The organism is Amycolatopsis sp. NPDC104819, from assembly GCF_055583145.1.
In genome coordinates, this window is record NZ_JBVJON010000028.1 from 1 (window position 1) to 13,447 (window position 13,447).

At 70.0% G+C, this 13,447-nt stretch carries 12 protein-coding genes; 4 read left to right on the forward strand and 8 right to left on the reverse strand.

Translation table 11 applies throughout. The features are described 5' to 3' along the window. Nucleotides 1–91 precede the first annotated feature (91 nt). On the reverse strand, nt 92–1,321 hold the full coding sequence (locus ACZ63E_RS44910) for a YbiU family protein (protein WP_465342427.1): 1,230 nt from the start codon (nt 1,319–1,321) through the stop codon (nt 92–94). Between the two features lie 87 nt (nt 1,322–1,408). Here ACZ63E_RS44910 and ACZ63E_RS44915 point away from each other — a divergent pair, with 87 nt between their 5' ends. After that, nucleotides 1,409–2,527 (forward strand): ROK family transcriptional regulator, encoded by a 1,119-nt coding sequence (locus tag ACZ63E_RS44915; RefSeq protein WP_465342428.1) that lies wholly within the window; start codon nt 1,409–1,411, stop codon nt 2,525–2,527. Between the two features lie 97 nt (nt 2,528–2,624). Here ACZ63E_RS44915 and ACZ63E_RS44920 read toward each other — a convergent pair whose 3' ends face one another. Further along, the gene (locus tag ACZ63E_RS44920; RefSeq protein ID WP_465342429.1) at nt 2,625–4,388 is read right to left on the reverse strand and encodes a glycoside hydrolase family 2 protein; all 1,764 of its coding nucleotides are present in this window, start codon (nt 4,386–4,388) and stop codon (nt 2,625–2,627) included. A 114-nt stretch (nt 4,389–4,502) separates the two neighbouring features. Here ACZ63E_RS44920 and ACZ63E_RS44925 point away from each other — a divergent pair, with 114 nt between their 5' ends. Next, nucleotides 4,503–5,780 (forward strand): glycosyltransferase family 4 protein, encoded by a 1,278-nt coding sequence (locus ACZ63E_RS44925; RefSeq protein WP_465342430.1) that lies wholly within the window; start codon nt 4,503–4,505, stop codon nt 5,778–5,780. A gap of 12 nt (nt 5,781–5,792) precedes the next feature. On the opposite strand, the gene ACZ63E_RS44930 is transcribed toward ACZ63E_RS44925, so the two are convergent. The 3 genes from ACZ63E_RS44930 to ACZ63E_RS44940 form a co-directional block, all read right to left on the reverse strand. Then, nucleotides 5,793–5,921 carry a hypothetical protein gene (locus ACZ63E_RS44930; RefSeq protein ID WP_465342431.1) on the reverse strand — a complete coding sequence of 43 codons (129 nt, stop codon included), beginning with the start codon at nt 5,919–5,921 and terminating at the stop codon, nt 5,793–5,795. Between the two features lie 118 nt (nt 5,922–6,039). After that, complete coding sequence (locus ACZ63E_RS44935; protein ID WP_465342433.1) at nt 6,040–6,819, reverse strand: class I SAM-dependent methyltransferase; 780 nt, start codon at nt 6,817–6,819, stop codon at nt 6,040–6,042. Nucleotides 6,820–6,876: 57 nt separating this feature from the next. Beyond that, a complete protein-coding gene (locus ACZ63E_RS44940; protein ID WP_465342434.1) occupies nt 6,877–7,335 on the reverse strand; it encodes a nuclear transport factor 2 family protein in 459 nt (152 codons plus the stop codon). 90 nt (nt 7,336–7,425) lie between these two features. On the opposite strand from ACZ63E_RS44940, the gene ACZ63E_RS44945 reads away from it, so the two are divergent. After that, on the forward strand, nt 7,426–7,959 hold the full coding sequence (locus ACZ63E_RS44945) for a TetR/AcrR family transcriptional regulator (protein ID WP_465342435.1): 534 nt from the start codon (nt 7,426–7,428) through the stop codon (nt 7,957–7,959). Here the strand turns inward: ACZ63E_RS44945 and ACZ63E_RS44950 are convergent. From ACZ63E_RS44950 to aceA, 3 genes are all read right to left on the reverse strand, one after another. After that, nucleotides 7,939–8,676, reverse strand: a complete 738-nt coding sequence (locus ACZ63E_RS44950; protein ID WP_465342436.1) for a DUF899 family protein — start codon at nt 8,674–8,676, stop codon at nt 7,939–7,941. The genes ACZ63E_RS44945 and ACZ63E_RS44950 overlap by 21 nt on opposite strands. A gap of 131 nt (nt 8,677–8,807) precedes the next feature. Beyond that, nucleotides 8,808–10,415: a malate synthase A gene (aceB, locus tag ACZ63E_RS44955; protein WP_465342437.1), complete on the reverse strand. Its 1,608-nt coding sequence runs from the start codon at nt 10,413–10,415 to the stop codon at nt 8,808–8,810. Between the two features lie 91 nt (nt 10,416–10,506). Next, nucleotides 10,507–11,787: an isocitrate lyase gene (gene aceA, locus ACZ63E_RS44960; RefSeq protein ID WP_465342438.1), complete on the reverse strand. Its 1,281-nt coding sequence runs from the start codon at nt 11,785–11,787 to the stop codon at nt 10,507–10,509. 229 nt (nt 11,788–12,016) lie between these two features. Here aceA and ACZ63E_RS44965 point away from each other — a divergent pair, with 229 nt between their 5' ends. Beyond that, on the forward strand, nt 12,017–13,441 hold the full coding sequence (locus ACZ63E_RS44965) for a short-chain fatty acyl-CoA regulator family protein (RefSeq protein ID WP_465342439.1): 1,425 nt from the start codon (nt 12,017–12,019) through the stop codon (nt 13,439–13,441). Nucleotides 13,442–13,447 lie beyond the last annotated feature (6 nt).

The following is a 13,447-nucleotide window of genomic DNA, read 5'->3' on the forward strand; positions in this document are numbered from 1 at the left end:
GCTTGTCGCGCGCTGGTCCCCCCCCCCTCCCCCCCCTCCCCCCCCCCCCCCCCCCCCCCCCCCCCCCCCCCCCCCCCCCCCCCGGCGCCGTTCACAGGCCGAGCTGCTCGCGCCCGACGGCGTTGAGGTCGTCGACGGTCGCCCTGCCAGTCCAGTTCACTTCGTAGTCTTCGGGCGCAAAATCGCCCGGGCTGGCACCGGCCAGGAATGCGCGCCCGCATTTTTCGGCGTAGGCGGCGTTCTTCGCGCAGTGCGGGCTCGCCGGGATATACATGACGTTTCCCCAGCGGTCCGGATTGGTGCCGTCCGCGACCGCGTGGACGACATCGCCGTGCCACCACACCGTGTCGCCGGGCTCGACGTCGGGAATCGAGGTCAGCGCCGGCAGCAGGTCGGCGTGGTACTTGTCGTCGACGGGCAGCGCCTGGCCGTTGGCCGCGCCGCACAGGTCGTCTTCGGGGATGTCGTCTTGGAGGGCGCGAAGCATGACGTACGCGATCGCCGACGGGATCGGGACCACGTGCAGGACGCCGTCGCCTTGTCGCATTTCCGACAACGCCGTCCAGCCCTGGAAGGTGCGGAAGGCCGAGCACATCACCGTCGACGGGTACTCGTCGACCTCGGTGCGGTGGGCGCCGTCCCACGGGTCGTAGGCGCCCCAGTTGCCGGCGAAGACGTGCCGGAAGACCTGTTGATAGGCGGGCAGCAGCCAGCGTTCGACCGATCCGGAGTCGGTGTGGGCGGACAGGCCGAGCGACGCCGAGCCGGGAGCGCGCCGGCGGATGCGGTCCGGGTAGGCCGTGTCGCGATCGGGGTCGAACCAGACACGCCCCTCGGACTCGTGCCGCCAGAAGGAGTTGAGGAACCGCCGGACGGCGACCATGTGGTCGTGCTGGCGAGCCTGGATCTGCGGCTTCGACCAGTAGACCGGGTAGATCTGCGGCTGGCCGGAAGCGAGGCCGGCGAAGACGTCGTCGGCCGGGCCCTGGTAGGTGCCGGCGAAGTTGTTGTCCGCGAGGTAGGCGGCGAGGTCGTTGTCCCAGGCTTCGGCCGTTTCGCGCGCGAAGGTGCCCTTGACGACGGCACAGCCGCGACGGCGGATGGCATCGAGCGTCTGCTGGGGCACGGTTCCCTCGGCGATGTCGCGAAACCGGACCACGGGGAAAGCGCCCTGGTCAGCGGCGACGGCGTCCACCTCCCGCAGCATCCACTCCCGGACTTCGGCGAACGCGCCGGCGACGTCGCCGATGCGAGCGCGCAACTCTCGCTTGGTCCGCGAGATGGCCTCGGACATGTTCGCGGGCAGTTCTGTGGTGGTCATCGGTGCCCTCCGCGTTTTGGTTAGGACTCCTTACTAGAATGTCCCGGCTACGGTAACCCCTGTCCGTTCCCCGCCACAAGAGGTGCGATGTCCGACCCCGACCGGCCGCTTCCGCGCCTGGCGATGCTGCGGGCCATGACCGACCGCGCGGTGCTCGACCAGGTCTTCGTCCAAAAACGGACGACGCGCGCCGAGCTCGCCGCGACGACCGGGATCTCGAAGCCGACGATCTCCGAGTCCGTCCGGCGGCTGGAGACCGCGGGTGCACTGCAGGCGACCGGCACCGACCAGACCGGCCGCCGCGGCCGGATCGCCACCTTCTACGAGCTGACCGCCGACGCCGGCCGGGTCGTCGCCGCGGAGGTGAACCAGCAGGGCATCCGCACCGTGACGACCGACCTGACCGGAACCGTCCTGGCCACCGACCAGCGCCCACCGGACGGCAGGCCGATGACCACCGCGGTCCGGGAGGCCGTCGTCGCGGCGAGCGCCACCGGACCGGGGCCGGTGCGGGCGACCGCGATCTCGGTCGCCAACCCCGTCGACCCGGTCACGCACCAGGTCGTCGCGCTGCCGGGGTCACCGTTTCCCGAGGGCGCGCTCCGGGCCGGGGAAATCGGGCATGACGTATTGCTCGACAACGACGTCAACTTCTCCGCGCTGGCCGAACGGCGGGAAGGCGGCGCGCGGGAGGCGAGGAGCTTCGCGTACGTCTACGTCGGCGCCGGACTCGGCGTCAGCTTGTACGTCGGTGACCAGCTCGTGCGCGGGACGCACGGCCTGGCGGGCGAGATCGGGTACCTCGACAGCTCGGGCTCAACGCTCGCCTCGACCCTCGCCGACCAGGGGTTCGGCCGGTCGGACGCGCCCTCGCTGGACGTCGTCGCGATGGTGACCACGCTGGACGCCGCCGCGGCTGGGGACGCTGTTGCCGCGAAACGACAACGGCTGCTGGGCGCGACACTCGGCCGGGCCGTGGCCGCGATCTGCACGATGGTCGACCCGGACCTGGTGCTGCTGGGCGGCCCCGCGGGAAGCCGGCCGGGGCTCGTCGCCGAAATCCGGCAAACGGTCCGCGCGACGGCCCCCGGTCCGGTCCGGGTCGAAGCCGGAGAGGTGACGGACTCGGCGGCGCTGCGCGGCGCGCTGTTGTCGGCGCTCGACCACGGGCGGGAAAGCCTGGTCAGGGCCGTAGCCGAAAGCTGACCACGGCTTCGGTCAACGGGGCCGTTGTCGCTGAATCGACAACACCGTCAGAGCGCGTGCCCCTCGCCGTCGCCGAAGATCAGCCACGGCGTCACCTTCAGGACGAACCCGCCTCGATCACCTCGCGCACGCACTTCGCGACCACCGCGGTGTCCACCTTGACCACGCGCCGGTCGTACGTGAGCAGACCGTTGACCTCGTTCTCGACGTCGGTCGTCTGGGTGTAGACCGCGCCGGACAGGCCACGTTCCCTCACTACTCGCTTCAGAGCACCGCTCACCTCCGCGTAGCGCTCGGTGAGCCGCTCCGGCGTCGGCGTCATTTCGTACGCGTTCGGCGGGCCTGGCCAGCGGTGGTCGTCCAGGACCAAGCCGAGGCCGCCGTACTCGCCGTCGACCACTGCCCGGCCGTCGGAGACCGAGGGCGAGCCGGGGCCGACGTACGTGTGGTCGTCGTAGACGTCTCCCGCGCCTGTGTCGGGGCGGGAGAAACAGCAGTTGACGCCGCTGTTCGCGATCACCAGGCGAGTGGGATCGAGGGCTTTGACCAGTTTCGCGACACGAGCCGTGTCGTACTCGCCCCAGCCCTCGTTGAACGGCACCCAGCCGACGATCGACGGGACCGCCCGCAGTTGAGTGATCATTTCGATCAGTTCAGCTTCGAACCGCTCCTGCGCCCGCGGGACCGGGTCGGGCGCGATGCCGGGCGGGCCGTCGAACGACGCGGTGAGCGACGGCATGTCCTGCCAGACGACCAAGCCCAGCGTGTCGGCCCAGAAGTACCAGCGGGCCGGCTCGACCTTGACGTGTTTGCGGACGAAGTTGAAGCCCAGTTCCTTCGTCTTTTCCAGGTCGAAGCGCAGCGCGTCGTCAGTGGGGGCCGTCGAGATGCCGTCCGGCCAGTAGCCCTGGTCGAGCGGGCCGTGCAGGAAGGTGACCCGGCCGTTGAGCGCGATCCGCGGGCGGCCGTGGTCGTCGGGGACCAGGCCGATCGTCCGCAGGCCGGTGTAGCTGCCGACCTCGTCGAGCACCGCGCCGTGGCCGTCGAGGAGCTGGACGCGCAGCGTGTAGAGGTGTGGGTCATTGGGCGTCCAGTGGCGTGGCTCGGGAACGTCCACACGCACCGACGTTCCCGCCGCGCCCGACCCGCGAGCCACTTCGGCGTCGTTTGCCGAAATGACGACCACGACCTCCGCGCCGCCGGTGACCTGCGGGAACACCGTCACTCCGGTCAGGTCCGGAGTCAGCTCGAGCCCCGAGACGCGAGCGGCGGGCACCGGCTCGAGCCACACCGTTTGCCAGATTCCGGACGACGCCGTGTACCAGATCCCGCCAGGCGCGTTGCGCTGCTTGCCCACCGGGAAGGGCTCGATGTCGGTCCGGTCCTCGGCTCGGACCGTCAACTCCTGGGGACCCGTCGCACGGAGGACGTCGGTGATGTCCGCGCTGAAGGACGTGTAGCCGCCTTCGTGTGTCGCGACGAGCTGGTTGTTGACCCACACCTTCCCCGTCTGGTCGACCGCGCCGAAGTGCAGGAGGACACAATCGCCGCGCCAGTCGTCCGGGATGTCGACCAGGCGGCGGTACCAGAGGACCTCGTCGCGTCGTCCGATTCCGGACAACGCCGACTCCGGTGGGAACGGCACGAGGATCCGCTCGGCGTAGCCGGACGGCCGTGGTTCATCCGGCGACGACGGCCAGCCCGCGTACTCCCAGACGCCGTTGAGGTTCAGCCAACGCGGCCGCGTTAGCTGGGGCCGCGGGTACTCGGGCAGCGCGTTCGCCGGGCCGGCCTCGGCGGTCCACGGGGTCGGCAACGGCGGGTCGAGCCGGCGCCAACCGGTGTCCTCGGGAGAAGTCATCGTCGTCGATCGTCGCAGAGATCCTCACGCGCGCCAGTGACCGGCGTCACACGCATCCGGGCGGCCCGCACGGGCTCGTCCAGACCCGTCTTGACTCGCGAGTAACCTCTGCGCATGCGTGTGCTGATGCTGTCCTGGGAGTACCCGCCAGTGGCCATCGGTGGCCTGGCCAGGCACGTGCACGCGCTCGCTTGTCACCTTTCGCGACAAGGCCACGAGGTCGTCGTCCTCTGCCGGCACGCCGCGGGCACCGACGCCGGGACCCACCCGCGCACCGACCGGGTCGTCGAGGGTGTGCGGATCATCCGGGTCGCCGAAGACCCGATGCACGTCACCTTCGAGCGTGACCTCGTCGCCTGGACGCTGGCCATGGGACACGCCATGATCCGCGCCGCGCAGGACCTGCTGCGCAGCTGGCAGCCGGACGTCGTGCACGCGCACGACTGGCTCGTCGCGCACCCGGCCATCGCGATCGCCGAGGCCGCGCGGGTGCCGCTGGTCGGCACGATCCACGCGACCGAGGCCGGCCGGCACTCCGGCTGGCTGTCGCATCCGCTGAACCAGCAAGTTCACTCGGTCGAGTGGTGGCTGGCCAACCGCGCCGACGCGCTGATCACCTGCTCACAGGCCATGCGCCGCGAGGTCGCGCACCTCTTCGAGGTCGAAGCCGCCGACGTCACGGTGATCCACAACGGCATCGAGGAACGCGGGTGGCAGGTGCCGGCCGCCGAGATCGCCCGGGCCCGCGAGGTCTACAGCCCGGCCGGGGCGCCGCTGTTGCTCTATTTCGGACGACTCGAGTGGGAGAAGGGCGTCCAGGACCTCCTGGCCGCGCTCCCCCGCATCCGGCGCCGGCACCCCGGCACGCGTGTCGTCGTCGCCGGAAAAGGACGACACTTCGACGAGCTCGTCGAGCAGTCTCGGAAGCTGCGGGTGCGGCGCGCGGTCGACTTCGTCGGGCACCTGTCCGACCGCGACCTGCGTGCGGCGCTGGCCGCGGCCGACGCCGTCGTACTGCCTAGCCGGTACGAGCCGTTCGGGATCGTCGCGCTGGAGGCCGCGGCCGCGAAGGCGCCGCTCGTGGCGTCGACCGCCGGTGGACTCGGCGAGGTCGTAGTGCACGGCGAGACCGGGCTCGCGTTCAGCCCTGGCGACGTCAGCGCGCTGGCCGACGCCGTGACGACAGTGCTCGGCGACGCCGAGGCCGCGAAGAAACGGGCGCGAGCGGCGAAGTCCCGGCTGGCCGCGGACTTCGACTGGGGCCGGATCGCCGAGGCGACCGCCGCAGTTTACCGGCGGGCGAAGGCGGGCGAACCGGTCGAACTGCCGCGGCCGAAGATCGCCACCGGCAACGCATTCGAGCCGGTCGCGGCCGGGATCCCGGAACTGTAGGTAGCGCGCGGCTCAGAAGCGGCAGGGCCGGACACAGTCGGGCCGGGCCACAGTGGGCGCGGTCGTGGTCACGACGGCACCGAACGAGAACGAAAAAACGACGAAGACGGCGGCGACGACCGCTCTCAACTTGCTGGTCATGGGGACTCCTCGGGAGGGTGCTGCTTCGCAGCGAGCATCCGTCCCGCACCCCTGGGGAAACAATAAGCGGAACAGTAGGGACCAGTACGTATTCGCCTTCCGTGACCGGTTCGTCCGCTCACAGGGTGCCGGTCAGGATCCGCACCACGACGTGTTCCCGGAGCGGTCCGTGCGGGGTCACCGCCGCCCGGACGCGCTCGGTGAACGCCGGCCTCGCGGCCGGGGCGGGCAGCTGGTCCGGGCTCATCGCCGAAAAAACGCCACCGACGATCTCTTCGACGGTCAGCGTGGTCGCATAGTCGACAACCCGCAGGTCGACGGCGTATCCGGCCGCCGACAACGCGGCCGCGTAGCGCTCCTGGCTCGCTTCGTCGGTGCCGCAGGTCCGGTGCAGCGGAGTGCCGAGATGGTCGGAAACGACCTCGCGCAGCGCCTCCGACCAAGCGCTGTCCTGGAGCCACAGCGGCTCGCCGTTGGTCACCACCGCGACACCGCCGCCGGGCCGCAGCAGCGGGCGCACGTCGGTGAACAGCCGCTCGTGGTCCATCCAGTGCAACGCCTGCGCGACCGTCACGGCCACGAACCGGCGTGGGCCGAAAAGCGACAACAGCGCGCCGACGTCGGAATCCGCGCCGAGCAGCCAGCTGACGTTCGGCTCGGCCGTGGCGAGGCGTGCCTGGGCCAGCATCGCGGGCTCCGGGTCCATGCCGAGCACGGCCCCGGCCCGCGGCGCGAGGACCCGGGTGAGCTGGCCGGTGCCGCAGCCGAGGTCGAGGACGACGTCCTCGCGCGTCACGGCGAACGCCGCGGCCAGCGCGTCCGCCACCTCGGGCGGGTAGCCGCGGCGGAACCGCTGGTAGTACTCGCTCACTTCGCCGCCGAACGCCGGTGCCGTCATGGTCCCGAGCATGCCGACGGCCAGGCCGGCCCGGACGTGGTTCCGCTGAGGGCGGACTCAGAAGACCGGCAGCAGCAGGCCGTTTTCGGACTCCGGGCGCGGGCCGAAGATGCGGCGGTCCGCCTCCGCGATCGGGACGTCGTTGATGCTCGCTTCACGGCGGCGCATCAGGCCTTCGTCGCTGAACTCCCACAGCTCGTTGCCGTAGCTGCGGAACCACTGACCGCCGGCGTTGCGGGACTCGTACTGGAACCGGACGGCGATGCGGTTGCCGCGAAAACCCCACAGCTCCTTGCGCAGCGCGTAGTTCAGCTCGCGCTCCCACTTCGTGGTCAAAAACTCGACGATCCGCGCGCGCCCGACGACGTGCTGGTCGCGGTTCCGCCAGACCGAATCCTCCGTGTAAGCCAGTGAGACCCGCTCCGGGTCGCGGGTGTTCCACGCGTCTTCGGCGGCCTGGACCTTCTGGCGGGCGGTGTCCTCGTCGAACGGCGGGAACGGCGGGCGCGGGGTCATGGCGGCTCCTTCCGGACGTGGAGAACGTCCGTTCTCCAGCGGTCCCGCTAGACTAGAGAACGAGCATTCTCCACACCAGAGGCAGGTGACATGAATCCCACGGAGGCGACCGACCGGCTGCTGGAAGCCGCCGAAGACCTCTTCTACGTCCACGGCGTGCAGGCGGTCGGGATGGACGCCGTCCGCGCGCGCTCGGGCGTCTCGCTCAAGCGGCTCTACCAGTGCTTTCCCGCGAAGACCGACCTGGTCGAGGCCTACCTCCTGCGTCGCGACGAACGCTGGCGGGAGTCGTTGCGCGATTTTGTCCACGCCCGCGGCGACGACCCGATCGCCGTGTTCCGCTGGCTGAAGAACTGGTTCGCCGAGCCGGGCTTCCGGGGTTGCGCGTTCGTCAACTCGTTCGGCGAGTTCGGCGATCCCGCGCCGGGGATCGCCGCCGCGATCCGCAAGCACAAGGACGAGGTCCGGGCCTACCTGCGTGGTCTCGTTTCCGACCAAGGCACCGCCGACCAGCTGTTCTCGCTGATGGAGGGCGCGACCGTCCTCGCCGCGATCACCGGCGACCCGGGCGAAGCCGACACAGCGCGCGAAGCGGCGAAGGTCCTAGTGGCAGCTCGGCGGTAGCGCGTCGTACGCGAGCTGTTCGTCCCAATCCGGACCACGGCCGCGCGGCGTGAGGTCGAACAGGTTCCACACGGGCTCGAGCGTCCCGACGTGACGCGGGTCCTGTCCCGGCTCGGCCGGCGCGTAGAGCAGCTCCGAACCCCAGAAGTGCCGGATACCGTCGTCGCCGCGGCGGAAGACGTTGAGCATCGGCCGCGGGTCGCCCGCGGCGGTCTCGGCCCGGTAGTCCCGGCTGAACGTGGTGCCCGCGCACGACACGAGCCGCAGCCGTCGCCAGCCGCGTTCGGCGGCGAACGTCAGCAGGTGCCCGATGGGCGCTCGCGCGACAACGGCGAAGTCGACGTGCGGCGCGGCGTGCTCCACCATGCCGTCCAGCTGGTCGAGCAAGGCCGTGCAGGACGGGCACGGCCCCTGTCCGAGCGGCAGCTGCGCGCTCTCCCCTGACACCGGACCGGGCCGGTCGTCGCCGGGGTCGCGCGGGAACATGTAGTGGTAGACGACCAGGGTGTCGTTCCCCGGCGAAAAAAGGTCCGACAACCGGACCGATCCGTCGTCGCCCTCGAAGACGTAGTCCTCGGGCACCAGACCGCCGGGCGGGAGCTCCCGACGTTGCGCGGCGACGGCTTCCATCTCGCGACGCAGCCCGGCTTCGCGTTCCAGAAGCCGGTCACGCGCGGCGCGGTACTCGGGCGACTCTCCCGGGAAATCGATGCTCATCCGGGAAACATACGCAGGAAACTGGTCCGGTGGCGGGGAGCCGCCGCCACCGGACCAGTTCCGGACCACACCATCCCAACCAGTGTGGATATCCGGTCACCCCTCGTCAGGTAGGGGTGACCGGGGCCCTGCTACCGGGCGTCCGTGAGATACCGCGCGTAGGCGCCGGTGGTGAGGAAGCTCGGCAGCTTCTCGCCCAGCGCGGTTTCGGTGAAGATCGCGTACGCGTCGTCGAGACGGTTGCCCGTGCCCAGTTCGGCGCGCACCGAGGCCAGCTCGTCGTCGAGGTACTCGACCGCCAGCTCGCGGGTCAGCGCGGTGCCGTCCTCGAGCTTCGTGCCGTTGCGGATCCACTGCCAGACCTGGCACCGCGCGATCTCCGCGGTCGCCGCATCCTCCATCAGGTTGTGGATCGCCGCCGCGCCCGTGCCGCGCAGCCACGCGTCGACGTAGCGCAGCGCGACGTTGATGTTCGCGCGCACGCCCGCCTCGGTGACCTCGCCGCCGGCGCTCGCGACGTCGAGCAGGTCCTCGGCGGTGACCTGGACGTCCTCGCGCAGCTTGCCCAGCTGGTTCGGCCAGCCGCCGAGGACGCCGTCGAAGACCTCACGGCAGATCGGGACCAGGCCGGGGTGCGCGACCCAGGAGCCGTCGAAACCGTCGCCGGCCTCGCGTTCCTTGTCCGCGCGGACCTTCTCGACCGCGGTCGCGTTGATCTCCGGGTCCTTGCTCGGGATGAACGCGGCCATGCCGCCGATGGCGTGCGCGCCACGCTTGTGGCAGGTGCTCACCAGCAGTTCGGTGTAGGCCCGCATGAACGGCACCGTCATGGTGACCTGCGCGCGGTCCGGCAGCACGAAGTCGGCGCCGTGCGCGGCGAAGTTCTTGATCATGCTGAAGATGTAGTCCCAGCGACCCGCGTTGAGGCCCGCGGCGTGCTCGCGCAGCTCGTAGAGGATCTCGTCCATCTCGAACGCGGCGGTGATCGTCTCGATCAGCACCGTGGCGCGGATCGTGCCACGCGGGATGCCGAGCTCGCGCTGCGCCAACAGGAAGACGTCGTTCCACAGCCGCGCTTCGAGGTGGTTCTCGAGCTTCGGCAGGTAGAAGTACGGGCCGACGCCGCGGGCGAGCAGCTGGCGGGCGTTGTGGAAGAAGAACAGCCCGAAATCGACCAGGCTCGCCGACACCGGACGGCCGTCGATGCGGATGTGCTTCTCCACCAGGTGCCAGCCGCGGGGCCGCGCGACGATCGTCGCCGGGTCGTCCCCGATCGTGTACTGCTTGCCGGCCTCGGTGGTGAAGTCGATGTTGCGGCGGATCGCGTCGAAGAGGTTGAGCTGGCCGTCGATGACGTTGTGCCACGTCGGCGACGTCGCGTCTTCGAAGTCCGCCAGCCACACCTTGGCGCCGGAGTTCAGCGCGTTGACCGTCATCTTGCGGTCGGTCGGGCCGGTGATCTCGACGCGGCGGTCTTCCAGGCCCGGCGCGGTCGGCGCGACGTTCCAGGACTCGTCGTCGCGGATCCGGCGGGTCTCCGGGAGGAAGCCGAGCGGCTTCTCGCCGGACTGCAGTTCCTCGCGCCGCACGCGGCGGGCGTCGAGCAGCTCGCGCCGGCGGCCGGCGAACGTGTTGTCCAGCTTGGCCAGGAAGTCGAGTGCCGCCGGGGTGAGGATTTCGGCGAACCGGCCCTCGACCGGCCCGGTGACCTCGATGCGGTAGTTCAGTCGATCGACCATGGGATGCCTCCGCGAGCTGTGGGCAGGGAAGGAAAGAAGGGGAGGGACGCGGCCCGACGGCGAGGGGGGCGCCGTCAGGCCGCGGCCGGGATCAGTGGAACTGGGCTTCTTCGGTGGAGCCCTTGAGCGCGGTGGTGGAGCTCTCCGGGTTCAGCGCCGTCGCGACGTTGTCGAAGTAGCCGGTGCCGACCTCGCGCTGGTGCTTGGTGGCGGTGTAGCCGCGGCTCTCCGAAGCGAACTCGCGCTCCTGCAGGTCGACGTAGGCGGTCATGCCCTCGCGGGCGTAACCGTGCGCCAGGTCGAACATCGAGTAGTTCAGCGCGTGGAAGCCGGCCAGCGTGATGAACTGGAACTTGTAGCCCATGTGGCCGAGCTCGCGCTGGAACTTCGCGATCGTCGCGTCGTCCAGGTGCTTCTTCCAGTTGAACGACGGCGAGCAGTTGTAGGCCAGCATCTGGTCCGGGAACTTCGCCTTGATGGCCTCGGCGTACTTGCGCGCCACCTCGAGGTCCGGCTCCGAGGTCTCCATCCAGAGCAGGTCGGCGTACTGGGCGTAGGCCAGGCCGCGCTCGATGCACGGGTCGATGCCGTTGGTGACCTCGTAGAAGCCCTCGGCGGTGCGGCCGCCGGTGAGGAACTGCTGGTCACGCTCGTCGACGTCGCTGGTCAGCAGCGTCGCGGCCTGCGCGTCGGTGCGGGCGACGATCAGCGACGGCACGTTCAGCACGTCCGCGGCCAGGCGGGCGGCGTTCAGCGTGCGCTCGTGCTGCTTGGTCGGGATGAGGACCTTGCCGCCGAGGTGGCCGCACTTCTTCTCGGACGCGAGCTGGTCCTCCCAGTGCACACCCGCGGCGCCGGCCGCGATCATGCCCTTCATCAGCTCGAACGCGTTGAGCGGACCACCGAAGCCGGCCTCGGCGTCGGCGACGATCGGCGCGTACCAGTCGATTTCGGTGTTGCCCTCGGCCCAGTTGATCTGGTCGGCGCGGCCCAGCGCGTTGTTGATGCGGCGGACCACGGCCGGCACCGAGTTGGCCGGGTAGAGGCTCTGGTCCGGGTAGGTCTGGCCGGACAGGTTGGCGTCGGCCGCGACCTGCCAGCCGGACAGGTAGATCGCCTGCAGGCCCGCGCGGACCTGCTGGACGGCCTGGTTGCCGGTCAGGGCGCCGAGCGCGTGGACGTAGTCCTCGGTGTGCAGGAGGTCCCACAGCTTCTCCGCGCCGCGGCGGGCCAGGGTGTGCTCCTCGACGACGCTGCCGCGCAGCTTGACGACGTCCTCAGCCGAGTAGGAGCGCTGCACGCCCGCCCAGCGGGGGTCGCTCGCCCACTGCGCCGCCAGCTCCGCGGCCGCCTGCTTGGCCTGTTCCGTCATCGGACTCTCCCGGTGTTGCGAAGTTTGCGATTGCTCGCCTTGCCTGATCCGACCCTTGCACGGCAGGGAAAATCCGGTCCAGCTGTCCAATTTGCCAATTTGTGCGAAGGGTACGTACGCTCTTTGCAAAGGTTGCGAATCGCCAGTTCGCAACCGGCCCGAAAATCCGCGTTCTTGACCGTTCACGTAACCGTTCAGGACCGGAAACCTTCCCGAAAGGAGGGCGAGAATGGAGAAGACTTTCGCCGGCGCGCGGTTGCGACACCTTCGCGAAAGCCGGGCGATGAGCCAGACCGACCTGGCCCGTGTGCTGGAGATCTCACCCAGCTACCTCAACCAGATCGAGCACAACTCGCGCCCGCTGACCGTCCCGGTGCTGCTGCGGATCACGCAGGCATTCGGCGTGGACACCGAGTTCTTCGCCAACAACGACACGTCCCGGCTGGTCGCCGACGTCAAGGAGGCGCTGCTCGACGAGTCCCTCGGCGTCGACGTGACGACGAGCGAGCTCAACGAGCTGGCGACGAATTTGCCGGCGATCGCCCAGGCCCTGGTCAAGCTGCACCGCAGCTACCGCCACGCCGTCGAGAACACCGCCGCGCTGACCACCGAAAACGGCTTGGGCCTGCACGGCAGCGCGGCCTCGGCGCTACCGCACGAGGAGGTCCGCGACTTCTTCTACGAGCGCGAGAACTACGTCGCCGAGCTCGACGAACGCGCCGAGAAGATGGCGGCCGACATCCCGCTCCAGCGCGGCCAGGTGCTCGGCGCGCTGAAGGACTGCCTGTCCCAGCGCTACGGCATCGACGTGACCAGCGACGGCATCGACGAATCCGCAGGTCAGCAGCATCGCTACGAGCCGCACACCCGGACGCTGCGACTGGCCCCGAGTCTGCGCGTCGGGCAGCAGGCGTTCCGGATGGCTTCGCAGATCGCCCTCGTCGAGTACGACGACCTGATCACCGAGCTGGCCGACTCGTGGGCGTTCTCCGGCCCCGCGGCGCGGTCGCTCGCCCGCGTCGGCCTTGCGAACTACTTTGCCGGGGCACTGATCCTCCCCTATGGACCGTTCTTGGCCGCGGCGGAGCGGTTCCGCTACGACATCGAGCGGCTGTGCGACCACTACGGCGTCGGCTTCGAGACGGTGTGCCACCGGCTGTCCACTTTGCAGCGTCCCAAGGCACGCGGCGTGCCGTTCTCCTTCGTGCGCGTGGACCGGGCGGGGAACATGTCGAAGCGGCAGTCGGCGGCCGGCTTCCACTTCTCCCGGGTCGGGGGCGCCTGTCCACTCTGGAACATCTACGAGGCGTTCACCCAGCCGGGCAAGATCCTGACGCAGATCGCGACGCTGCCCGACGGCAAGAGCTATTTCTGGATCGCCCGCACCGTCTCCCGCAACATCGGCGGCTACGGCAGCCCGGGCAAGACGTTCACCGTGGGCCTCGGTTGCGAGCTGCGGCACGCCGGGCGGCTCGTCTATTCGACCGGTCTCGATCTCGACGAGCCCGCCGCGGCGACGCCGATCGGAATGGGCTGCAAAGTCTGCGAACGTCCGGCGTGCTCACAGCGCGCGTTCCCCACGATCGGCAAGCAGCTCACCGTGGACGAGAACACCAGCACCTTCGTCCCCTACCCGGCGGTACCGAAGGGCTGATCATCC

Excerpts from the sequence above, each read along its gene's own strand:
- ACZ63E_RS44935 (WP_465342433.1), bottom strand. The coding sequence starts at position 6,819 with ATGACGGCACCGGCGTTCGGCGGCGAAGTGAGCGAGTACTACCAGCGG.
- aceB (WP_465342437.1), bottom strand. The coding sequence starts at position 10,415 with ATGGTCGATCGACTGAACTACCGCATCGAGGTCACCGGGCCGGTCGAG.
- ACZ63E_RS44915 (WP_465342428.1), top strand. The coding sequence starts at position 1,409 with ATGTCCGACCCCGACCGGCCGCTTCCGCGCCTGGCGATGCTGCGGGCC.
- ACZ63E_RS44925 (WP_465342430.1), top strand. The coding sequence starts at position 4,503 with ATGCGTGTGCTGATGCTGTCCTGGGAGTACCCGCCAGTGGCCATCGGT.
- ACZ63E_RS44930 (WP_465342431.1), bottom strand. The coding sequence starts at position 5,921 with ATGACCAGCAAGTTGAGAGCGGTCGTCGCCGCCGTCTTCGTCGTTTTT.
- ACZ63E_RS44950 (WP_465342436.1), bottom strand. The coding sequence starts at position 8,676 with ATGAGCATCGATTTCCCGGGAGAGTCGCCCGAGTACCGCGCCGCGCGT.
- ACZ63E_RS44910 (WP_465342427.1), bottom strand. The coding sequence starts at position 1,321 with ATGACCACCACAGAACTGCCCGCGAACATGTCCGAGGCCATCTCGCGG.
- ACZ63E_RS44945 (WP_465342435.1), top strand. The coding sequence starts at position 7,426 with ATGAATCCCACGGAGGCGACCGACCGGCTGCTGGAAGCCGCCGAAGAC.
- ACZ63E_RS44965 (WP_465342439.1), top strand. The coding sequence starts at position 12,017 with ATGGAGAAGACTTTCGCCGGCGCGCGGTTGCGACACCTTCGCGAAAGC.
- ACZ63E_RS44940 (WP_465342434.1), bottom strand. The coding sequence starts at position 7,335 with ATGACCCCGCGCCCGCCGTTCCCGCCGTTCGACGAGGACACCGCCCGC.
- ACZ63E_RS44920 (WP_465342429.1), bottom strand. The coding sequence starts at position 4,388 with ATGACTTCTCCCGAGGACACCGGTTGGCGCCGGCTCGACCCGCCGTTG.
- aceA (WP_465342438.1), bottom strand. The coding sequence starts at position 11,787 with ATGACGGAACAGGCCAAGCAGGCGGCCGCGGAGCTGGCGGCGCAGTGG.